The sequence below is a fragment of the Chitinophaga sp. W3I9 genome (genome assembly GCF_050434025.1).
Taxonomy (GTDB): Bacteria; Bacteroidota; Bacteroidia; order Chitinophagales; family Chitinophagaceae; genus Chitinophaga.
Window position 1 is genome coordinate 5,683,783 of the sequence record NZ_JBNPWC010000001.1, and the last position, 21,815, is coordinate 5,705,597.

General features: G+C 43.2%; 22 protein-coding genes and 2 pseudogenes. 13 read left to right on the forward strand and 11 right to left on the reverse strand.

The features are described from left to right. Positions 1 to 13 precede the first annotated feature (13 nt). The 7 genes and pseudogenes from QFZ51_RS22980 to QFZ51_RS23010 form a co-directional block, all read right to left on the reverse strand. Complete coding sequence (locus QFZ51_RS22980; RefSeq protein ID WP_429049348.1) at positions 14 to 781, reverse strand: hypothetical protein; 768 nt, start codon at positions 779 to 781, stop codon at positions 14 to 16. Between the two features lie 32 nt (positions 782 to 813). Beyond that, entirely contained in the window at positions 814 to 2,271 is a 1,458-nt protein-coding gene (locus tag QFZ51_RS22985; protein WP_429049349.1) for a RagB/SusD family nutrient uptake outer membrane protein, read from the reverse strand. Between the two features lie 10 nt (positions 2,272 to 2,281). Continuing rightward, complete coding sequence (locus QFZ51_RS22990; RefSeq protein ID WP_429049351.1) at positions 2,282 to 5,584, reverse strand: SusC/RagA family TonB-linked outer membrane protein; 3,303 nt, start codon at positions 5,582 to 5,584, stop codon at positions 2,282 to 2,284. Between the two features lie 229 nt (positions 5,585 to 5,813). Continuing rightward, complete coding sequence (locus QFZ51_RS22995) at positions 5,814 to 6,239, reverse strand: FecR family protein (RefSeq protein WP_429051601.1); 426 nt, start codon at positions 6,237 to 6,239, stop codon at positions 5,814 to 5,816. Then, positions 6,240 to 6,858 (reverse strand): annotated as a pseudogene (locus tag QFZ51_RS23000) (FecR family protein); the annotation flags it as partial. Further along, positions 6,830 to 7,027, reverse strand: coding sequence for a DUF4880 domain-containing protein (locus QFZ51_RS23005; protein ID WP_429049353.1), 198 nt, complete (start codon positions 7,025 to 7,027; stop codon positions 6,830 to 6,832). The gene QFZ51_RS23005 and the pseudogene QFZ51_RS23000, both read right to left, overlap by 29 nt. Before the next feature lie 63 nt (positions 7,028 to 7,090). After that, positions 7,091 to 7,615, reverse strand: a complete 525-nt coding sequence (locus tag QFZ51_RS23010) for an RNA polymerase sigma-70 factor (RefSeq protein WP_429049354.1) — start codon at positions 7,613 to 7,615, stop codon at positions 7,091 to 7,093. 240 nt (positions 7,616 to 7,855) lie between these two features. Here QFZ51_RS23010 and QFZ51_RS23015 point away from each other — a divergent pair, with 240 nt between their 5' ends. Continuing rightward, positions 7,856 to 8,284 carry an EthD family reductase gene (locus QFZ51_RS23015; RefSeq protein WP_429049355.1) on the forward strand — a complete coding sequence of 143 codons (429 nt, stop codon included), beginning with the start codon at positions 7,856 to 7,858 and terminating at the stop codon, positions 8,282 to 8,284. Positions 8,285 to 8,339: 55 nt separating this feature from the next. After that, a complete protein-coding gene (locus tag QFZ51_RS23020; protein ID WP_429049356.1) occupies positions 8,340 to 8,735 on the forward strand; it encodes a nuclear transport factor 2 family protein in 396 nt (131 codons plus the stop codon). Between the two features lie 98 nt (positions 8,736 to 8,833). Here the strand turns inward: QFZ51_RS23020 and QFZ51_RS23025 are convergent, their stop codons facing one another. Continuing rightward, entirely contained in the window at positions 8,834 to 9,289 is a 456-nt protein-coding gene (locus QFZ51_RS23025; protein ID WP_429049358.1) for a protein-disulfide reductase DsbD domain-containing protein, read from the reverse strand. A gap of 286 nt (positions 9,290 to 9,575) precedes the next feature. Here QFZ51_RS23025 and QFZ51_RS23030 point away from each other — a divergent pair, with 286 nt between their 5' ends. The 7 genes and pseudogenes from QFZ51_RS23030 to QFZ51_RS23060 all read left to right on the forward strand — a co-directional run bounded on the left by QFZ51_RS23030 (position 9,576) and on the right by QFZ51_RS23060 (position 14,638). Continuing rightward, a complete protein-coding gene (locus tag QFZ51_RS23030; RefSeq protein ID WP_429049360.1) occupies positions 9,576 to 10,373 on the forward strand; it encodes a hypothetical protein in 798 nt (265 codons plus the stop codon). 71 nt (positions 10,374 to 10,444) lie between these two features. Further along, positions 10,445 to 11,119 carry a hypothetical protein gene (locus tag QFZ51_RS23035; protein WP_429049362.1) on the forward strand — a complete coding sequence of 225 codons (675 nt, stop codon included), beginning with the start codon at positions 10,445 to 10,447 and terminating at the stop codon, positions 11,117 to 11,119. A 221-nt stretch (positions 11,120 to 11,340) separates the two neighbouring features. After that, positions 11,341 to 11,790: pseudogene (locus tag QFZ51_RS23040) on the forward strand (glycosyltransferase family 2 protein); the annotation flags it as partial. 213 nt (positions 11,791 to 12,003) lie between these two features. Beyond that, a complete protein-coding gene (locus QFZ51_RS23045; protein WP_429049364.1) occupies positions 12,004 to 12,876 on the forward strand; it encodes a helix-turn-helix domain-containing protein in 873 nt (290 codons plus the stop codon). 62 nt (positions 12,877 to 12,938) lie between these two features. Then, a complete protein-coding gene (locus tag QFZ51_RS23050) occupies positions 12,939 to 13,319 on the forward strand; it encodes an SDR family NAD(P)-dependent oxidoreductase (protein WP_429049366.1) in 381 nt (126 codons plus the stop codon). Next, positions 13,274 to 13,675, forward strand: a complete 402-nt coding sequence (locus QFZ51_RS23055) for an SDR family NAD(P)-dependent oxidoreductase (RefSeq protein WP_429051602.1) — start codon at positions 13,274 to 13,276, stop codon at positions 13,673 to 13,675. Before QFZ51_RS23050 ends, QFZ51_RS23055 begins: the two co-directional genes overlap by 46 nt. Positions 13,676 to 13,720: 45 nt before the next feature. Further along, positions 13,721 to 14,638: an arginase family protein gene (locus QFZ51_RS23060; RefSeq protein ID WP_429049368.1), complete on the forward strand. Its 918-nt coding sequence runs from the start codon at positions 13,721 to 13,723 to the stop codon at positions 14,636 to 14,638. Positions 14,639 to 15,078: 440 nt separating this feature from the next. Here the strand turns inward: QFZ51_RS23060 and QFZ51_RS23065 are convergent, their stop codons facing one another. Then, positions 15,079 to 15,339 carry an ORF6N domain-containing protein gene (locus QFZ51_RS23065; RefSeq protein ID WP_429049369.1) on the reverse strand — a complete coding sequence of 87 codons (261 nt, stop codon included), beginning with the start codon at positions 15,337 to 15,339 and terminating at the stop codon, positions 15,079 to 15,081. 438 nt (positions 15,340 to 15,777) lie between these two features. Between QFZ51_RS23065 and QFZ51_RS23070 the strand changes: the two genes are divergently transcribed. Then, positions 15,778 to 17,040: a serine hydrolase domain-containing protein gene (locus QFZ51_RS23070; protein ID WP_429049371.1), complete on the forward strand. Its 1,263-nt coding sequence runs from the start codon at positions 15,778 to 15,780 to the stop codon at positions 17,038 to 17,040. A 41-nt stretch (positions 17,041 to 17,081) separates the two neighbouring features. Here the strand turns inward: QFZ51_RS23070 and QFZ51_RS23075 are convergent, their stop codons facing one another. Together QFZ51_RS23075 and QFZ51_RS23080 are read right to left on the reverse strand one after the other, a co-directional pair. Further along, the gene (locus tag QFZ51_RS23075; RefSeq protein WP_429049373.1) at positions 17,082 to 17,861 is read right to left on the reverse strand and encodes a hypothetical protein; all 780 of its coding nucleotides are present in this window, start codon (positions 17,859 to 17,861) and stop codon (positions 17,082 to 17,084) included. 470 nt (positions 17,862 to 18,331) lie between these two features. Then, positions 18,332 to 18,598 carry a hypothetical protein gene (locus QFZ51_RS23080; protein ID WP_429049375.1) on the reverse strand — a complete coding sequence of 89 codons (267 nt, stop codon included), beginning with the start codon at positions 18,596 to 18,598 and terminating at the stop codon, positions 18,332 to 18,334. 340 nt (positions 18,599 to 18,938) lie between these two features. Between QFZ51_RS23080 and QFZ51_RS23085 the strand changes: the two genes are divergently transcribed. The 3 genes from QFZ51_RS23085 (at position 18,939) to QFZ51_RS23095 (ending at position 21,482) form a co-directional block, all read left to right on the forward strand. Beyond that, positions 18,939 to 19,394 (forward strand): macro domain-containing protein, encoded by a 456-nt coding sequence (locus tag QFZ51_RS23085; RefSeq protein WP_429049377.1) that lies wholly within the window; start codon positions 18,939 to 18,941, stop codon positions 19,392 to 19,394. A 102-nt stretch (positions 19,395 to 19,496) separates the two neighbouring features. Then, complete coding sequence (locus QFZ51_RS23090; RefSeq protein WP_429049380.1) at positions 19,497 to 19,928, forward strand: hypothetical protein; 432 nt, start codon at positions 19,497 to 19,499, stop codon at positions 19,926 to 19,928. A gap of 454 nt (positions 19,929 to 20,382) precedes the next feature. Then, a protein-coding gene (locus QFZ51_RS23095) for an IS3 family transposase (protein ID WP_394349268.1) occupies positions 20,383 to 21,482 on the forward strand; the annotation gives its coding sequence in 2 pieces (ribosomal slippage) (positions 20,383 to 20,638 and positions 20,638 to 21,482; 1,101 coding nt in all). The last annotated feature ends 333 nt before the right edge of the window (positions 21,483 to 21,815 follow it).

Here is a 21,815-nt window from a genome sequence, read left to right on the forward strand (position 1 = left end):
TTAAAAACTTGGATTAAAAATGACCGATAGTTTTTGCCCTGGCCGAAAAAACACCTTCTGAAGTCCATGTTCCGGTCACCAGCATCGTACGTGCCTTAAACAGCCATTGGGTATTCGGCGTAGTAGTACCCGGGGCAATATTTTCGCTGGACAAGGTGGTCAGCGTGACGCCTGTTGCATGATCTCTCACTTCAAAACGGAAGTTGTTTACGGATACATTAGCAGGAACCTTTATAAAACCGGACAGTTGTTCATAAGCGAGATCGGTGGCCATGGTTACCGGTACCGGCTCCAGCTGCACCACATCGATCGGCCTGTTATCGAAAAGATTAATAATCCGGAGGTTCACCACACTGTCATTCAGGCTACGGGAAGGAAGTTGTTCCTTCACAGTTTTTTGTTGCACTTTCGCCGGACTACCATACACAAAATGCGTATAGATCCCGCCAGGCTCCAGTTGCAGCGTGGTTTTCAGGAAAGGATTATTGGACTGGAGCGTATCGTAGTTTCTGAATAGCGTAACTGGTTGGTTCATTTTATCGGTAGCATAATCAAAAGAGCTGCCGCTGCCAACATAAGACAGCCTGTTGTAGTATTTGGGTTGTGAATTTCCAAAATAGGCCAACAGGAAGGAGGTATTGTCGTTAATGCCATTTACAATCGTTAAAGACGCCGGAAATATCTCTTCCCGTGACTCCTTCTTACAGGAAGTACCGGATATCAGCAGACCTCCGGCTAACAGGACCGCTTTGAAAAATTCTTTATAGCTGAATTGAAACATCTTGCTTGATTTATATAGTGATCAACTTTTTACTAGTAGCCGGCATTCTGGGAGAGATGATTGTCCAGGAGGATTTCCTCCGGCGGAATGGGGTATAGCAACTGGTGCTGACTCCATGGCTGTTTGTAAAATATCTCCGAAAGCACCTGCGTGGCCTTGTTCGTCCTTTTCAGATCCAGCCAGCGATGTCCCCATTCGGCAAACAACTCTATGCGCCTTTCCTGTGCGATGGCATCCGTTACCTGCTGATCGGTTAAAGTATAAGGAAGACCACTCAATCCCGCGCGTACCCTGATAGCGTTCAGGTCATCGATCGCAGCATTTTTATTGCCTGCGCTCCGCAACATATTCGCTTCCGCCCTGATCAGGTACATTTCCGCGAGCCGCATCACTACATAATATTCGGACCTGAACCCTCCCAATTCATAGTTAGTTGAATTGATTTTATACTTGGCCGGCGAAAAACCGGCAGGTATAGATGTACCGCCGGTGATAGCCGTCGTCCATGCCGTTTTCCTGTTGTCGCCCGCTTCGAAAGCATTCGCCAGCGCCGGCGTGAGATACCGGCCTGTCATGGAAATCGCTTCTGGCGTGGCATTTCGCCGCGTTGCTGAAATGTTGGTCTGCTTCAACTGAAAAATAACTTCCCGGCTGGATACACTGAACACGTTGTTCAGATTTTCCAGTTTAAACAAATCTGTCCGGCTGATCACATCGTTCGCATGCTGCCAGGCTTTTTCATAATCCTTGGTAAAGAGGTATACCCTTGCCAGCATTGCCTTAACATACCACTTATTGATCCGGATGCGCTCCGTGTTGTTACCCTCATAATTTTCAGAAAGATACCCTGACGCCTCTTCCAGGTCGTTGATGATTTGCTGGTATACAGCGCCAGGGCTGGCAGAAGGGAGTTTTACTGTATTATTATAATCGATGGATAAGGCGAGCGGAATTTTTTCGAACAGGTTTACCAGGTAGAAATATCCCATTGCCCTCACTGCCAGCGCTTCGCCCAGCACCCGTTTCCGGTAGTCCTGCGTAAACTCATTTGACGTAGCAGCTTTTACACCTTCTATCAGCGCATTGGCATTGAAGATTCCCTTATAGGCTGTCTTCCATATTTTCGTGGAATACCCAGGGTTCCGCAATGTAATCCTGGCCGCCATCTCTACATAGTACTGGTAGTCTCCGCTGAGCGAAGGCTGATATAATTCATCCGCCGAATGCCCGGCAGCCAGCGTAATTCCCCCGGCGCTGTATAAATCGCTGCCCAGCTGCTCGTACGAATTAACTTCAAGTTCTCCTCCGCTGATCAGGTAAGAATATAAACCATTAAGCGCAATGGATGCCTGATCATCGCTCTGGAAAACCTGGTTGGTAGTAATTGAATTTACCGGGTCCTTTATATCCAGCAATTTATTGCACCCCGTTACCAGCAGGCCGGACAACAGCATACCGGTTGCATATATATTGAAAGCAAATCTTTTCATACAATTGATTTTAGAAACTTAATCTCAGGTTAGCGGCAATTCTTCTGATCTGCGGCGTAGTGCCCAATTCAACATCCGACATCCTGTATTGCGAGAATTTGAAAATCTTTGATGAATTCAGGGAAACCGTTCCCTGGGTCATGCCTACTTTCTTTAACCATGCTGCTGGCAGCATGTACGACAAACTAAGATTGTCCAGGCTGATATAAGCCCCTTTGGCATAGTAGGCATCCGATCCGGAAAATCCGCCGCTGTTGAAAGTGGAATACTTGGTGTAAAGCGCTTTGTCGCCCGGTTGCTGCCAGTGCCTGTCCTGGATTTCCTTATACATCACCATGTTGGCCACATTCCCGTACCCGAGATTATTCAACTTATCTTCCACCAGGGAATTTTCAAAGCTGAATTGTGCATCCAGCGACAACACCCGCTTGAGATCTACCCGGAAGCCCATCCCACCGAAATATTTAGGATTCAGGTCAATCACCCGGTAATGATCGTCCAGCTCCGTATCAGGAAAATTCGTGGAAGATATTCCAACAGGTTTCGCCCCATCCCCGTTATAATCCTCAAACTCAGGTGTTCCTTTCATTGGATTGATACCGATATAGTGCGAGTAGGACTTGGCGGTTACAGAAGTCCCTATCCTGTACATATCCTTGTAAGGAGAATCTTCCAACCCTTCGAAAGCTACCAGCGTATTATTGTTCTTACTTACCTGGAAACGTGCGGTCAGGCCCCAGGTCTTTGTGTTCAAAATCGTTCCATCCAACATCAGCTCCACCCCTCTGTTCCGGATAACAGCGGGCCAGTTGCCCACCACAGAAGCAAACCCTGTGAATGCCGGCGTGGTAATGTTTGTCAGCTGCTTTCCGTCCCTGTTGATGTAGAAGTTCCCTTCAATGTTCACAGTACTGTTGAAAAATCCCACCCGGGCGCCTACTTCAAACTTGCTGGCGCTGGACCAGCTGTATTTCTGGTTAACGGGTTGTATGAGCGTATAAATAGTCTGATCGTCATAATCCGGCAGTTTGTCCAGAATACCCGTTGGAATATTCGACCAGCGCGAGAGGTATTGATAATCGCCCACATTGGCATTCCCCATCACGCCATAGGTAGACCTGATTTTGGCAAACGAGAACCAATCCATGCCGGCATTTTTAAACCATTCTTCATTAGATAAAACCCATGACACCCCTGCAGATCCGAAGTTCCCGAAACGGGTCCCGCTACCGAAGCGCGAAGAGCCATCCCTCCTGCCGTTTAAACTAACGATGTACTTATTTTCCCAGTCGAATGCCACCGTTGCCAGCAACGAAGCAACTTTCAGCTGGGCATAATTATTCATTGCCTGCAGCACCTGGGCATTCGAGTAGCTTTTGATGAGGTTATCGTTCGAGAACATCATTGCTATCGTTGTTACCACATCCTGATCGGCATAACTGTAGTCTGCTGCCAGTGAAGCCGACACCCTGGCGCCGCCGAACAGTTTAACATAGTTGATACTTGGCCTCACCAGCAGGCTCTTTCCGGAACCATTACCGAAAATTGCCATGCTCATGGGAAAATACATGGGATCTTTCCCGGCTTTAGGCATATAGTAGCCGGTTTTATTGGAGAAAAATTCCCCGCTAAAGCGAACGCCTGCCGTCAGGTCCTTAAATATTTCGTAAGTAAACCCAACATTGGTCTGACTTTTCAGCGTTTGATTCTCCCCCCAGTTTTTAATATCCCTGAATGGATAAATGCTCCCATACTGGTTCCTGTACGGCTCAAAATTATATTGCCCCTTCTCATCATAAATCCACGGAGCATTGGGCGCCAGCGAGTAAAAATCCAACGTAGCGGCAGTTTCATTGTTGGAATAGGTACTGTTGGAAGAAAGTTCCACCATCAGCTTGCCGTTCGGGCTGCGATGGTTGAAAGACAATCCTACTGTTAAACGATCGTTCCCTCTCCCCTGGTTGTACATTTCCGTTGTGGAGGTATATCCCACACTCACGCGGTAGGTATTCTGCAGCAATCCGCCTTCCACACTCAGCTGCACATCATTCGACTGCTCATTTTTGAAGAAGACGCGTTGCCAGTCGGTATAGGCCTTGGGATCCCAGATCGTGAGGTCCGGGGCATTATCGCGGGTAGGAAGAACTGCATCATTCAGCATTGCTTCCTTTCTCACCGCCAGGTACTGTTCTGTGTTCATCATATCCATGTAGCGCTGCACGCCCGAAAACACTTTGGAGTAGCTGACATTAAACCTGGTAGGACCTGGTTTTCCTTTTTTGGTAGTGATGATGATCACGCCGTTGGCGCCCCTGGAGCCATACAACGCGGTGGCATCCGCATCTTTCAGCACATCCACGCTTTCAATGTCCAGGGGATTGATCATATACAAAGGGCTTTCAGTAGTTGAATACCCGCCGCTAACAGGTGTGCCTGCACCCAATGGATTAACAGATAAAGTAGCAATCGGCAATCCGTCAACCACATACAGCGGATCTGTAAACATGTTTTCGTTCAGCACATTCCGTCCGCGTAGTTCTACCTTCCTCGCCCCTGCTGTGTTGGCCGATTGGCTGATCCGGAGGCCAGGGACGCGGCCTGCGATCGCGTCCAGCACATTTACGACGGGCTGCCTTTCAATATCACTGGCTTTCACTGTGGCGATATTGGCGGTACCGATTCTTTTATTGGTGGTGCCCAAAACAGTGACCTGCACTTCATCTAATTTGTTTTCGGAAAGCACCAGCTCCGTGTTGTATGCCCTGGCAGCAAAAATCGGTTCCGTTATTTTAAATAAATGATCCACATAGCCGATATAGCTGATCCGCATCTGGTCGCCCACCTTCATCGGCACCTGGACCGACCCATTCCCTGCGGTCAGATAATTCCGCTTGTCGGTAAGATTGCTAATGGTAGCGCTGACCAACGGCGTGTAACCGGAAGAATAGACATAGACCGTGATCGATTCCTGTTTCGCCGGTACCGTATCAACGGGCGGACTGGCTACAGCCGGCCTGGACTCCTTCTGGGATACCAGGATGTTTTTGTCGATGATCTTGTAGGTTAGTGACTGGTTCTCAAATACCTTGTTGAGAAAGGCTCCCAGGTCAATTCCCCTGGCAGTGATGGTGACCGGTTTTGCCACTGATAAGGCAGTAGCCTTGTACAGGAAAACATAATCGGTTTGCGATTCTACAGCTGCAAAAACTTTTTCCAGTGCAACGTTTTTACCGTTAAAATTGATGCTCTGTGAAAGCCCTCTGGCAGATACCTGCAACAGGGCAGCGGTAAGGAGAAAGAATGTTAGCTTCATAACTAACAGAGATTTGGTTGAGCCACGTTTCCATCCATAGGGAACCCGTATGCAATAAGAAATAATTAGCATAGCTTTGCATCGTCCGTCCTTTTCATAAAGGGCGGAATGTTTAAGTGAATAAATAAGCAGTCTTTAACCTGATTGTGATGATTACATTACTTGAACATCTACCGGGAGTGTCGCAAGCACTTCCGGTTTCGTTTTAAGCAACCTCTTTTATTACTTGCTATCTTACATACAAAATATTTCCCTTCAGTTCGAAATTCACATCCATCGTTTCCAGCACTTCTAATACATTAGACAAATTGGTATTGCGGTGCATTTTCCCTTTGAAGATGACATTATCCGGCTTTCCAACGTATTGTACATCTATATTGTACCATCTTTCCAGCTGGCGCATTACACTGTATAAATCCATGCCGTCAAAATTAAACAGGCCGTTTTTCCATGCGATCACGTTGCCCGCATCAGGCGTTTCCGTTACGGTCAGCGTAACTCCCTCCGATGCATCCGGTTTGCTTAAAACCCCTGTCTGGCCGGGCACAAGTACCTGGGGAGGCGTGGTGTGCTTATCGCCTGCCAGCGGCGTTATTTTCACAGCGCCGGTCAACAGTGTTGTGCGGATTGTTTTTTCGTCATCGTACGTGTTCACATTAAATGAGGTACCCAATACTTCCAGTTTCATCTGACCGGTTTCCACTACAAAGGGCTGCCAGCTTTTGCTGGCTACTTCAAAATAAATCTCCCCGCTGATTTTTCACCCTTCGTTCTCCCCCTTTGAAAGCGACCGGGTATTGTATAGAAGACTCGGCATTCAGCCATACTTCCGTTCCATCGGGAAGAGTGACGTGGTACTGGCGGCCCTTAGGTGTGGTAATGGTATTATGGGCCACTCCGTCTGTAGCGGCGGAGGCGTCGTATTTAAGCTCGTTATTGCTCAGCGAGATTTGCGTTCCGTTCTGTGTAGCGATTTTCCCTTCGCCCAGGCTGTCCAGCACCAGTTGCGTACCGTCTGCCAGTGTCAGGATAGCGCCGTTTTTACCCGGTGGAATGTCGTGCAGGGCGGATTTCCGGCCAAAAGGGTCAGCATTTTGTGCACCAGGTGTGAGGAGGAAATAAGTGGATATGCCTAACCCCAGCACAAGTACCGCGGCCGCCCATTTCCAGGTGCGAAGGAACTGCATCCGGCGTATATTTGATTTTGCAGGTTTGTTGGAAAGAAAACGCTCCATCGCAGCGGTTTCATCGAACCGGGGCCATGGCCCGCACATTTTGCTGTTGTATGTCAGTATTGTTCAATTCCATCCATAACTGCCGGTTTTCGTCGCTGGCAGCGATCCACGCATCCAGCTGATCCTGCTCGTCGGCCGTAAGCGTGCCCTGTTGCGAACGGGAAATAAGCGCAGCTATGATGAATGGATCGTTTAAAGAAGACCCCATGTCTGATGTGTTTATCTTATTACAACATGGTATTCCGATCGTACTAAAAGAATCGAAAAAAAATTATGAGTGGAGGGAAAACGACAAAAATAAGGCTACTACAGCCGGCGACACGCGCATTCTCAGCAGCTTCATGCCCCTGGTTTTCTGGTTTTTAACCGTTTGGAGTGAAATAGAAAGGATTTCGGCGATCTGTTCGTTCTTCAGTCCGTCGATGTAACTCATACGGACGATCTTCCCGCATTGTTCGGGCAGGTTGCTGATCTCGCGGTAAATTACCCTGAACACCTCCATGCGGATGATGTCCAGGTCCTCGCCTGTGGCGACCTTTTCCTGCTCGTGAAGGAATTTAGCCTGGCGTTCCTTGCTATGCTGTGCCCCTTTCAGGAAATTAAGGGCTGCATTACGTGTAGCCTTGTACAGAAAATCCTTCAGATGCCGGAGATCCTCGAAGGCATATGGCTTCTGCCATAATTTTTCAAAAACGTCCTGCACAATATCTTCTGCATGCCCAGGCTCGCCGATGATAGATTCGGCGTAATGGCAAAGGGCATTATAATACTCTTTAAAGATATAAGAATAATGCAATGTATCCCCCAAAGTCAAGCCCCGCAAAAGCTGATACTCATTATTAAAAGATTTCCGCGACAAGTTTGCACCCCGATTTTAGTTGAAATGTAAAAATAGTCAAAAAATCAAGCTATAAAAATGCATTTGAGTAGCGGGATTTTTTCCAGTCTTAAACCAAAAAACTATATCCACATCAACAAAAATCGTAAATTGATCATGATAGTTCTGTTCCTGTTTGTAACTTAAAGTTAACTGATCATGAAGTTTAAACTAATTTTATCGTTTTTTCTTTTAACCACTTGTTTTGTTTCATTTAGTCAAGATATGCCATCTGGAAAATCCCAAAATCACGACATTACTGTTACTGAAAAAGGCTTAATAAAGATATCCGTCATGTATCCATATGCCGAGGGTAAAACTTTCAATATGGAGTATTATGAAACTAAGCATATGCCCATGGTGGCTGGTTTTTTAGGGGTAAACCTGGTTAAATATACTATTGAAAAAGGGCTTTCCAGCGGTATTCCTAACCAACCTTTACCCTTTATGGCTATTGGTACATTCTATGTAAAAAGCCTGAGTGAATATCAGGCGGCTATTGCTCCAAACAGGGATGCGATTCGTGCAGATTTTATAAACTACACCAATGTCGTTCCTGTCATTTTGGTGAGTGAGGTGGTAAAATAAAGCTAACATAGCGATTTATTTCCGGCATGTATTTATGAGGAAAAACAAATAATTTGTGGCAAAAAAAATGGAAACCCAAACAAGCCAGGTTACTGTAGAAGAGGAAAAGCAATTGATCCTACTTACACTTAATGATTATCTTCAAGGACGTCCGGTACTGGATATCGAAAGGATCCGGGCGGCGTTTCACCCTGATGCCAACATCAGGACCGTCATAGATGGAAAGTTGGTTCAGTGGGCGCTGCCACAATACCTGGACCTCGTTGCCCAGGCAACAATACAGGAATGCCAACCCGAACTCATTTCATTTACCTGGGACGGAGACACTGGCTCAGCCCACGTGCAATTGACTTTTGCCACCTTTCGGTTCATTGACCGGTTTAACCTGATAAAGTTAGACGGGAAATGGCTGATTGTGGATAAGGTTTCCTATCGGCAAGAATTACCGTGAGAGCTCTCCTGCTTCTATAGAAAGAACTATAGGTTAAAAACAAAAACCCGTTTCTACTGAGTAGAGACGGGTTTTTCTAAAGTCCAGTGATCACAGCACTACTTTCCGCCAACACTAAGTGAAAACTCCACTACTTTTGACGGCAAACATTGGTGGTCGTCACAGGCCATAAATTCCACGCATCCTTTAATCTTAGTGGCGGCCTTCCCCTTTAGCATTATCTGCTGAATAAAATTAACTTTTCTCTCATAGTACTTCAATTCTGTTTTAAAATTATCGTCATAAGCTTTCTTCAAAGTTCCGGATTCCTCAACTTTTCCCACGAACGTAACCAACGGATTCTTATTAAACCGGAATGAAGTAGGAATGGGGCCTTCTCCGGTTTCCTGAGCATAGATATGCCAGCGTACATCAATATTCGCTGTCATTTGCAGTTCGATTCGCTTTTCATCGATTTTCTTTGCACTAAATGTCCATTTTACGGGGTTCTCGATTTGCGCACTGGCAAGATGGGATAGTAAAAGCAGGAAAACTGCAACCAATAGATGTCTCATATATATGTTTATTGATTCAACATTCATTTTTAGTACTGTAATTAGACACTACTCACTAATAAAGTATCAAAACAGCCGTTCGTCCCTACCTTCATTAAAAAAAATTTCAGGTCATTCCATAATTAATCTAAACTACCATATTGGATTACCACAAAAAATACTACTTTCAAAGTAATTTCAAATTGCCATCAAAAAAGATTCAATGGTTAAGGCATGTCGTACAAAAAGTGCTATACCTGCTGTATATGCAGTCGGAGATGAAAATAAAAACCAGTGCCGTTAATCAATGAAGAAAGAAACCGGTAAAAAACTAATGTATGTGCTTGCGGCGATACTACCAGTGCTAACCGGGGTATTGTTATATCTGGTGGTCAGTGCGCTGCCGTTTATTGATAAAAGAATGCGACTGCCGGCAGTCGCCACCGGTTACCTGCTGATTACAGTCATACTTTGCATGGTCTCTATTTACAAGCCCGCATTTAAATTCTCCATGATCTGGGCAGGTGTATTAATATTCGTGTCGCTTTTTATGACCGAAGACCTGCTCTGGCCAGCCGCCATACTGTGGCACAAGCCTTTGGCCCTTATTATTGCTATCGAAATCATGTTGCTGCTGGTTCTCGTTATCGCTATTATCCGGGTTTTCCGTTTAACCCTGGCGACACTTCGCAAGGAGCTTACTAACAACCACGAGCCACTTTTTTATAAGATTTTTGCACTACCGATGCTGGCATTCGGAGTGTTTCTCTGTTGGAGAGCATGGGATAAATTTGTTTGCACGGGTATCTACCTGTTACCCGGGAAAAAAGTTCATATCACAGCGGTGGTTACCAGCAATGGTGCTGTAAGAGGAAAATATTACTATCACCGGTATTGGAATATGCAATTCCCGAACGGGAGCAGGGAGAAATTCTGGGTGTATGCCGCTGCCAATACAGAAGATGGTTATAAATGCAGCACCAACCCTGATCCCGGACCAGGTACGGTAGTATACATCACCGGCCGGGAGCACTTTCTCGGTTTTGCCTATGAAAGTGTTGATAGCATCAAAAGTGAAAAGGGGGAACGGATTTGTCCCCATTGAGAAGGAAGATTGAATCAACAAAACATTCACCCAGACAGACATCTCACGACAGATGATAACACCGTACAATCATGGCAAAATTGAAAAAACTATTTCCTATCTTCTGCATGCTGATCGTTGCACTGTCGTGTGATGAATCAAAATTGTCTAAAGGCCCTGTAGCCAGCCTCTCGCTCATCCGCGCAGAAATCAATATCACGCAACGTTTACATAGCAAGATCGAAAACCAGGTGGTGGTCATTTTGTCCGATGAAGAAGGGAAGACCATTAAAAACGATTCTATCAAAATTTATGTGAACGGGGCGGAAGTAAAGTACACGGTCAGACAAGGACTCTATTACACATCCAGCACTTATTATTTAAAGGATAGTGCTAATCCAAAAAACAATCAATTCAATTTTGAAATAGCGCTTCCGGATGGTAAAAAATCATTCCTGGCTGAGGTGGATGCCCTTGACCTGGTAAATGGTCAAAACATCAGTTATACAGAAAAGGGAAATCTAAATAAGGATTATGAAATAACCTGGAAAGAGCTGACCGGCGTAAATTACCTGGCCATCGCGAGAACCCTGAAAGTAAAAAACAGGAGGAGCCCAATATTACTACCTATGAGGAGCATATGCCGGATACGATCAGCATTCATTCTGAGGGGCGTCATGTGGTATCTAAGTCAACTTTTGATAGTCCAACGCACCAGGTCAACATACTCTCGTTCAGATTTATTGCTCAAAAAATTGGAAAAGTAAGTCCTGAGCTGGCCAAAGGTAGTAGTATCAGTATTATAGGGAGTATTGAAAGAAGTGCGTCATTTGAGTAGCTGCGTAAGCCTTTAAGAAATCTACATTTTTATACCTTATACGCGAAAGAAAAATGGCGACACAAGTAGATCTCTACGGAGAAAAAATTAAGACAAATCCGCTTGACACCGACGTCTACATGGATAACAATATAAAATCCGCCCTTAGTTACTGTTTTTATGGCCGCCTATAACGGTGAAGCTTATATTGAAAAGTCCATACAAAGTGTCCTTGATCAGAGCTTTACTGATTTTGAGCTATTAATTGTTAATGACGGCTCTACGGATCGTACATTTGACATAGTTGGTAAATTTACCGATCCCCGAATTCGTTTAGTTCACAATGATGGCAATAAAGGTCTTACTTTCACCCGTAACCGTGGGATTGAAGAGGCCAGAGGACAATACATTGCAATTCTGGATTGTGATGATATAGCCATGCCTGACCGGCTCGAAGCGCAAACCAGTTTTTTAGATTCGAATCCTGAAATCGCATTATGCGGAGGGCAAGCCGTAACTATTGATGAATCCGGCAAGCAGACCGGAAACTTAAATGTGATGGCTGGAGATAAGAATATATCTCCTGAATTGGTATTTCACAATACATCAATTCAACCTTAATGATCAAAAGATCAGCCATGCTTGAGGCAGGTGGATATAAAGATTTTTCTCCCGCGGAGGATTATGAGCTTTCTTACAAAATCTCTTTGCGTCATCCGGTAGCAAACCTTAAAACGGCGTTAATATTTTTTGCGGCGCGGACTTACCATATTCTTATAACAAGCAGCTTATCGGTCATCGTATAACAACACCTTACAAAATTTGATCAATAATATGCAGGAACAAAAAGGGAAATATGAAGGCTTACAGCATGATGAGCTGGGGATAAAGATTCGATCAAACGACAATCCTTATCAATCAGTTGACCCTCAAAAAAAATTGCTGCAACCCCGCAGATTATCTTCTTATTTTATTGTATTAATTGAAAGCGGTTCCATTACATACAATATAGACTTACAAGACTTTACGCTTACTGACGGGCACCTGCTTTTTGCAATGCCCTATCAAATTTTGACGCCACCCGCTAAAACAGACAATCTCAAATATTTCAAATTACTGTTTGATGAAAATACATTGGTCTTGTTGCCACAACAATTTCCTTTTTTAGTCAACCCTTTAAATGCACCGACCATAGCTCTTGACAGTGCTGCAAAAGAAAGAGTAATAAAGGTTTTTGGGATTTTAAATGAGATACTTTACTTAGATAAATATGAAACCGATACTGAAATAATATTAGCTTATTTGAACTTATTGCTATCAGAATTAAACAGCGCCTATTTCAAAAATAAAGAACACGCCAATATCTTAAATGCAAACCTTTCAAAGTTTATTGAATTCAAATTAGTTGTGGAAACATCTCTTACAGAGCAACCTTCTATCAACGCAATAGCAGAAAAATTAGCTTTATCTACCAACAGTTTATACCGGATTGTAAAAGAATACGCCGGCACATCGCCCAAAGACTATTTTATTAACCGCCTGATGGCGGAAGCTCATAGAAAATTGCGGTATTCTAATATTTCCATCAAAGAATTGGCCTACGAATTGGGTTTTAATGAGCCCGATTATTTTTCAAGGCTCTTCAAAAAAAGTACAGGAAAAAGCGCCAGTGAATTTTTACCCAGGCAAGATTTATCGGGAGAATAAACAGATTTGTCCATCCCCGCTATTTTGGCCCCTCTACTTTTGCTTTATAAAATTCATACAACATGAAATTTGCATTAGTAACAGGAGCCAACAAAAGCATTGGCTTTGAAGTTGCACAGCAACTTGCTCAGGAAGGAATGTATGTTTACCTCGGCAGTCGTAGTTTAGAAAACGGCGTTGAAGCCGTTGGTAAACTAAAAGCAAAGGGATTAAACAATGCAGAAGCTATTCAGCTTGACATTACAGACGATGAATCAGTAATTAAAGCCCGTAAAGAAATAGGTAAAAAAACAAACGTGTTGTACATACTTATTAATAATGGGGTATTTATGGTGGTTCCCCACAAACGGCACTTGATTCAACGATTGACCAGTTTAAGGCAGTTTATGACGCAAATATCTACGGCGCAGTGCGGGTTACGCAGGCATTTATTGATTTATTGAAAGAGTCGTCAGCACCCCGCATTGTAAATGTAAGTTCAAGTCAGGGTTCAATTACCCTCCACAGTGACCCAACATATAAATATTACGACTACAAAGGCGCTGTATATCTTTCTTTCAAATCAGCCTTGAATATGTACACGGTGGTTTTAGCATACGAGTTTAAAAATTCTCCTTTCAAAATAAATGCCGTTTGCCCTGGATTTACAAAAACAGATTTTAATGGACATCGTGGACCCGGAACGGTTAAAGACGCCGGAAAACGGATCGTAAAATATGCGCTGATTGACAATGATGGCCCTACTGGGAAATTTTTCAGTGAGGAAAATAATCCCGAAACAGGAGCAATACCCTGGTAGTGGGCAGCTGATCTGGAATAGATTTTGTGCCCTGGTATTCCGTATATGAGTACACAAAATCTCAACATACAGATCCTGGCGGCACCTTCCATATTGGGGCTCCGCACGAATGGCGTGCAGGACCTGGCAGCTGCCCTGCTGGGAGCCGGCCTCGACCGGCTGCAGCCCGAACAGCCGGTGCTGCACCTGGCTACCCTCAACGCGCAGTACAGTGATAAAAGAGACCCAGACACCCACTGTCTCAACCCGGTGCCGCTACGCGAGTTCTCTATCGAGCTGGGAAAAGCCGTCAATTTACTGCTGGATAAAGACCGCTTCCCGCTGATATTGGGCGGCGATTGCAGCATCCTCCTGGGTATCATGTCAGGTCTTAAAGCCCGTGGTAAATATGGGCTGATCTTTATAGACGCACATGCCGACTTCTACGAACCCGAAAAATCAGTAACCGGCGAAGTGGCGGATATGGACCTGGCGATTGTTACCGGCCGGGGACCGGATATACTTACCAACATCAACAACTCAAAGCCCTATGTGCAGGATGATCACGTGATTCATATAGGTCAGCGGGATTGGGAGGAGACAAAAAAATACGGCTCGCAGGATATCCGCGAAACTACTATCATTCGTTATGACCTGGAAAACATAGAAAAGGAGGGAATAGAACAAGTTACAGCTGCTGCAATAGCAGACCTTAATCCCGGCCTGGATGGTTATTGGATCCATTTTGATACCGACGTATTGGCTGATGAGTTGAACCCCGCAGTAGAGTATCGCCTGCCCGGCGGCCTTGATTTTAAGCAGTCAGAATATTTTATTCACCAACTTCTACGTACCGGCAGGATCATTGGTTTTGATGTCACCATCTTCAACCCCCGCTTCGATACTACCGGACAGATCGCCCAAAATATCAGCGATACCATTGTGCGTGCCTTCCGTTCCTGTAATGATCAACACGTGTTTTGATTGTCGGTAACACTGGCTATCCTTTAGAGAAAGGTGAGCTAGATAACGGAGCGAATGATGCTTCTGATTTTGCAGACAGATTGGAAATATTACAATTTCTTCCTTTAGCATGTAAAAATTTCTGTTGCATACTTGTAGCACGACTACCTAAAGTTCAACATACTACCCTTATGCACCTTAAATCCTATCATGTCACGGGGAGCAGATACAGGACTCAGTAACTGTTTAAGGTAATCGAAGATCAATCTTATATCTTCTCCATGGTTACTAACTTTATTTTCAAGTTACTCCACCTTCAATAAAATGTCCTTGTGAGGTGAAATCATCTCCCGCATCCGATGAAATATCCGTATTATCTGGATATTTACAGCTATGGCTCTCTCACTGTTCAAAACACAGGAAAGCATAGTCACACCTTGCTCACTAAAGCAAAAAGGTGCCTAGCGAAGTCCCTTAAACTCTTCTTTAGAGGACGCAAATTGCGTCCTCCAATTCTCAAACTCTTCTTTGTTCATTTCAAACATAAAATCCTCAGGAAACCGACTTATATTTCTTCTTACAGCCTCTTTCAATCTTTTAGTTTCAACACCATAAAGTTCAGCGAGGTCACGGTCTAACATAATTTTCTGTCCTCTGATAAAATAGATTTTATCCATTATTATTTCATCTGGAATTGAAGTTTGTTTAATATTTTTAGCCATAAATAATACTTATATTAAGAATAGATTCTTCGCTGAGCAAAACTAGTCGTTTGCATAAACTGCATGCTTTATTGTTTGATAATTGTGTGGTATTAAAACAAATCGTTGGTAACATTAAACCGAGGAACTGTGCAACCTAACGACTAAGAAATCGGCCCCTATGGTACTTGAACTCCTTATCAATTGAAAACAAATAAATTAAATTAGAGAAAGCCTTCAAATCTTGCGACTTGAAGGCTTTCAATCTTCCAGTGATCCCTATGGTACAAAACCCGAACCTTTTTGTCTTTGATTTACGAAAATTGGCCGAAATAGCCTAACTGTACATTCGTACTTTTGTAAAATATACAGTAATCGCAGGCATTCGGCCAACCTCATTTTCCTAAAAAAGTTCTCATTAAAATAACCTTTCTTTATGGTAAGAAATATATTCTAAATATGAAAGGTATACACCAGGATTCTGTTGAAAAAATCGTCGGAAAACTCTTTCTCCTTCTTTTGTTTATCTGTAATGCTGATCCTGTCAGGGGACAGTTAGCAGCTGATTCGCTAACAGCCGCGCTCACTACACAATACCAGCAAAACGGTTTTCCGGGATTCAGCGTATCTATTGTAAACAGTGATAGCATTTTATACGAACATGCGTTCGGATTCGCTGACCTTGAAAAAAACATTCCTTACACCACTACTACGGTACAACCGATTGCTTCTATCAGCAAACTATTTATTGGAATGGCAGTGATGAAAGCTATCGAACAAGGCCTGTTTACACTGGACACTGACATCAACAGTATTTTACCTTTTAAAGTACAACATCCGTACGCGCCTAAAATACCCATCACGTTAAAACAACTCGTTACGCACACTTCAGGGATAACAGATAACCCTGTTGCATACAAAAAGACATACTTATACAATACCCCCTTGCAGGAAGACAATCCCATCTATAGTCTACTGAAATCAAAAGGTTATGGTGCAAAAGGCCAAGACACTACTTTAGGCGCATTTCTCCAGGATTATTTAAGCGCGTCCGGCACTTATTATTCAAATAATAATTTTGATAAAGCCGCACCAGGTAAAAGATATGAGTACTCCAATATCGGTTCTGATCTGGCGGCCTGGCTGATAGAACTTAAATCAGGTATTTCCTTCGCTCAGTACACACAACAATACATTCTGCAGCCATTGCAGATGACACATACCACCTGGTCTACCGCCACCGCAGACCAGGCAAAGCTGGCAACCTTATACACCGGCCTCAAAGTCTCTTATCCAAAATACAGTTCCGTTACTTATCCAGATGGCGGGCTTACCACTTCTTGTCATGAGCTGAGTCTTTTTCTGAAAGAAAATATTGCAGGGCAGGAAGGAAAAGGAAAAATTCTTACTGCTGCCTCCTACACCACCATGTTACAACCTGCATTTTCAACTGCTTATAATCCAAAGAATATAGATCCAGGAGAGCCTAATATTGGTGTGTTCTATGCCATGAAAAAAAATGGTATCATCGGGCATAGTGGCAGCGATGGAGGAGTTACTGCTTTCCTTTTCTTTAGCCCCACCAAAGGTTATGGCATGTTATTAATCACCAATACAGAACTGGAAGGACTGAATGGTGTGAACAAAAAATTGCTGACAGGATTTGAAAAGATATGGGGCACTATGAGCCACTACGCAGGAAAATTGCACCTGGTTAAATGATAAATACATAGGTTGTAAAGAGGTTATACAATCGAACTCGGCTAAAAACAAAAACCCGCGCTATGCGCAGGCTTGTAAGATATAGTACCAAGGACTTGTTGTGAATACTGTGAAGTCTCAGACTTATCGAATTGATAATTAATGCCAGATTCATCTGTAATGCCCATAGTCATATTAGCTGTCCCCTGGCCAGGTGTATATAAAACCTTCAAAGGCTGGTAAGGTATAAAAACAGGCTTAAGGCTATCTTCTTGGCTAAATACGAATTTGCCACTTTTACCAGGAATATTATAAGAAAAAATGTCTGGTTCCGCATCAATTCTATGTCTGTCGGCCACATCTTTCAAATACTCCAAACCAGCCTCAGATCCCACGTCAAAACTGCCGTTGTATAGCCTTCTTGTTGTTCCGCCATTTAAGTAGCCAAAATAGCCGGCATTGGAAGGGCTTATGCTATATTCGTCCGGCAATCCTCCCATGACTTTCCTCGTGATTACTCCTCCGGCATTCAAACTCCAGCCCAATCCAATATAGGTCGGCACATCGGTAACCCTTATGCCGGAAGTGTTATAACTAATACTTATCGGAACTCTAAGTTGCCCTACTTTAATTTCGTATAACGGTATTGAAACATCCACAGTACCATTAAACAGGTTGGGCTCATAATTACCGTACCTGGCAAATGCGGATGCCTCTGGTGAAGGAGCGGTTATGGTTGGTAATAAATTGGGAGGTGGTGCTATTGAAGATTGAGCCACACTTTTCACACAAAATAATGGGGAAACAACCATTAAGGCATAAAATATTTTCTCTCTAAACATAGTTTATTTAAAATCATTTACTGTTAAATTTCCGGATTACTTATTTGCTAGCTTATAAATTTTAGCCATTGTGATAACCTACAAAACCTAACAGTGCACCATCATGCCATCCGCTCCTGATATCGCATAAAAACGGAATAACACAATCACACCTACAACTAACAAATAAAGCATGTGGGGAAATTAAATAATTAATATGACTCAATAGATATTTTGAATTGATACCTTTTAGCCTTGATCCAACAGTCTGCACAGGAATAATTCGGGTTAAAATGGGTTATAGGGCCGGGTTAAATTCTAAAATACTCACCAAAGGTAGAACTCATTCTATCTTCAGTACTCACACCTTTGTGCCATTTTGTGAACAAGATACTTAAGTCATAAATTGATCTAACGAGTCCTCACAAACAGTAGTAAGGTACTTTCGGTTAAAATGCAAAACCTGGACAGGCCAGATAAAGATAGAAATGTTATCCCCTGCCATTAATCCTTAACCCGAATAGCCCCACTTCCGTGAGATGCACTTTCACATTCCAATAGCTGGTGCCGCCATCTGAGACCTCAATCACATACTTCTCCAGTCTTTCTTCATATCCCCTTCCGGCTTTTAAAAAATTCACCCAGATGACCTTAGCTCCTGTCCTGTCAATAAAGCCAACATACTGTCTTACATAACCATCTAAATTGCGGTAAATAGTGCCAATATCCGGAACTTTCAATCCTACAGAATCATTCATTTTTTTAATTCCCGGGTAATGATGGCTTCTGCATCGATGACTTCCTGGCGGGTTGGTGTAAACCTTGACCGGGCCTCTTCGTAAATATATTTAGCTACTGCCTGCTTTTCTGGAAAACATACCCCACGATCTTATCTGTTTTTATATGTCCATCTCTACCAGTTTGACCGGAGACAGGCTGATACCAGCAAATCAGCAATAGCACAAATGTCTTCATTAATATACCCTGCATACCATTCATCTGAAATTATTTTGTAGTTACCCTATACGCATATTGAATGCGTAGCACTTTTCTATATTATTGCAATATATTAAATAACAATTAGTCTATATTTAAATAATGGTAACCTATATCAACGAAGGAAACATATTTGGCATTCCCGGTGTTAACAATTACGCACACGGCTGCAACTGCGCCGGCGCGATGGGCAAAGGCATCGCTGTACAGTTCAAAGAGAAATTCCCCGCCATGTACCTTCAATATAAAAAACTGTGCAGAAGTGGCGCCTTCACCCTGGGAGAAGTCTTTATGTATGACTATGGGGAAGGCTTTGTGTTTAACCTGGGCACCCAAAAATCCTGGACCACCAAAGCAGAAATCTCCGCTGTCGATGCTGCCATCGGCAGAATGCTGCAGCTGGCAGCAGAGAACAAGGTAAAACAGATCGCCCTACCAAAAATCGGCGCTGGACTTGGTAAGTTGGACTGGAAAAGCGTAAAGCAGATAATCAATGATCAGGCCACCACCTACCCTGAAATCGACCTGTTTGTTGTAGAAAATTTTAAGGAGCAGTAAGGTAATCGCCTACTGGTTGTGCGAGATCCTAAAAAGCAACTCTATTGGCAATATAAGCCAGACATTTAGCCTACTATTCTAATAAGTCAGTAAACCTTTGCAATGAAATATTCAAAGCTTTTTTTAATAATAAGTATAAGTATTTATTCTTGTGGATTAAGCGAAGTTGAGGCAAGAAAGAAATGTCACATTAATCAGGTAGGAAAGTATTTGTATAACGCATCAAATGACGCATTGCGTCAAAAATCAAATGATTCAACGCACTTCGCAGGGCTGGTAATTATCTTTCAGCCTGATTCTACGTTCCACACTAATAGATCAGTTCCTTTTATAGAAGATACTGTTGGTCTTTGGGATGCAGGAACATGTGGATTTGAAAGCTCAGGCAAATTACAATTTAAAAACACACCTGTCGTTATAGACTTCTCGCCCTACAATGAGAACGATTCAATGTTTGCTATTATTGGACCTAAGGGAGAAGATGGAAGATCTCAATATTATTGGTTTAAAAAACAAAGTAAAATGAAAGCATAACCAGCCCATTTTTAAATGCCGGGAATAATTGCTGGCACAAAAAGGTAACATCGAATTATATATATTTGTGTCTTCCAGAACGCTAGCATTTAATACTTATGAGATATTTTTTCCTTTGCAGTTTACTGCTTCTACAAGTTGTTACCCATGCACAGCTCCTTTACCCGTACAAGGATACCACTAACAATTACTATATAGCTCTTCCGGAAAAATGGCGGTATTGGAGAATAACCGATAACCCCCATGTTACTATGACGGCAAGAGATGACAGCCCTTTGGCAGATTCCAGTAAAAAATTTGCAGATAATATCAATATCGCTATTATTAGTTATCCAGGGGTAGAGGTCGACAGTGCTTTTATCTACCTGGCCACTGACCTCCCCCCAATAAATCGGGCCATTGAAAAGTAGAGAAATCGGGCAATAATTCATAATTTAAACATGAAAAATTGCTCATGAAAAAAACAAAATTTACCGAAAGCCAGATTGTGTTTGCGCTTAAGCAGGCGGACAGTGGTGTAAAGGTCCAAGAAGTATGCCGGCAAATGGGTGTCAGCGAAGCTACTTTTTACAACTGGAAGAAAAAGTATGGAGGACTTGGAATGAGTGAGCTAAGGCAACTGAAGCAACTTCAGGACGAAAATGCGAAGCTGAAGCAGATTGTCGCAGATTTAAGCCTGGACAAACAGATGTTGCAGGATGTGCTAAAAAAAAATCTTTGAAAACCCGTCAACTACGGCAGTTGGTAACCCATTTAACTGCCGACTACCAGGTATCCCTTCGAAGAGCCTGCCGCGTAGTTTGCATGCCCTGGTCCAATTGGCATTACCGTTCGCGCCGCCGAGAAGATCGGCACCTTCGCCAACGAATGCGCGAGATTTCAGAGGCGAGGGTCAGATATGGGATGTGGCGGATTTACATACTGTTACGCAGAGAGGGGTTTAAGGACAATCATAAAAGGATTCATAGGATCTACAAAGAAGAAGGGCTTAACCTACGCAGCAAAAGACCACGAAGGAATAAATCAGCGGCACACCGTCTGGAAAGACCCAATATCACTAATTTACACCAATGTTGGAGCATGGATTTCGTAGCCGATGCTCTCTTCGACGGACGTAAATTCAGGTCGTTAACTATAGTCGATAATTTTAGTCGCTACTGCCATGCGATCCGGGTCGGGAAATCCATCAAGGGGATAGATGTAGTGGAGGCTCTGGAAACTCTTAAGCGGGAGAATGGCACCGTCCCAAAACGGATACAAGTCGATAATGGAAGTGAATTTATCTCGAAGGATTTTGATCGATGGGCATATGAAAACAAGGTTGTGCTGGACTATTCTAGACCAGGTAAACCTACAGACAACCCATTCATAGAATCCTTCAACGGTTCATTCAGGGATGAGTGCTTAAACGTAAACTGGTTCTTATCCTTGGATGATGCCTATGAGAAAATTAGCAACTGGGTACAAGAGTATAATACCTTTAGACCACATAGCTCATTAAACGAGCTAACACCTGCTCAGTTTGTAGCCAATTGCAAACAGAACGAATATTGAGATGGTAGAAATAAAAATAAATCCTGATGATAAAAAGACGTCTTTTGCGGCAGTAGAATATAAACCAACGGCATCAGAAAAGACATCTTTTTCCCATCAGTTTTGTATCTTTAGATAGCCCGGCTTTCTCTATCTCACACTGACCCGACAAATGGGGGGACCTCAATAGCCCGGCTTTCTCTATCTCACACTGACCCGACAAATGGGGGGACCTCATTAAAACAAAAATACTAAAAGCGATTGACCTATAAATGATTTGGAATGAGAAATGAGAGATATTTACGTTTTACTAAAAATGATACTTGTTTGTCCTCTCACTCTCCATATTACCTC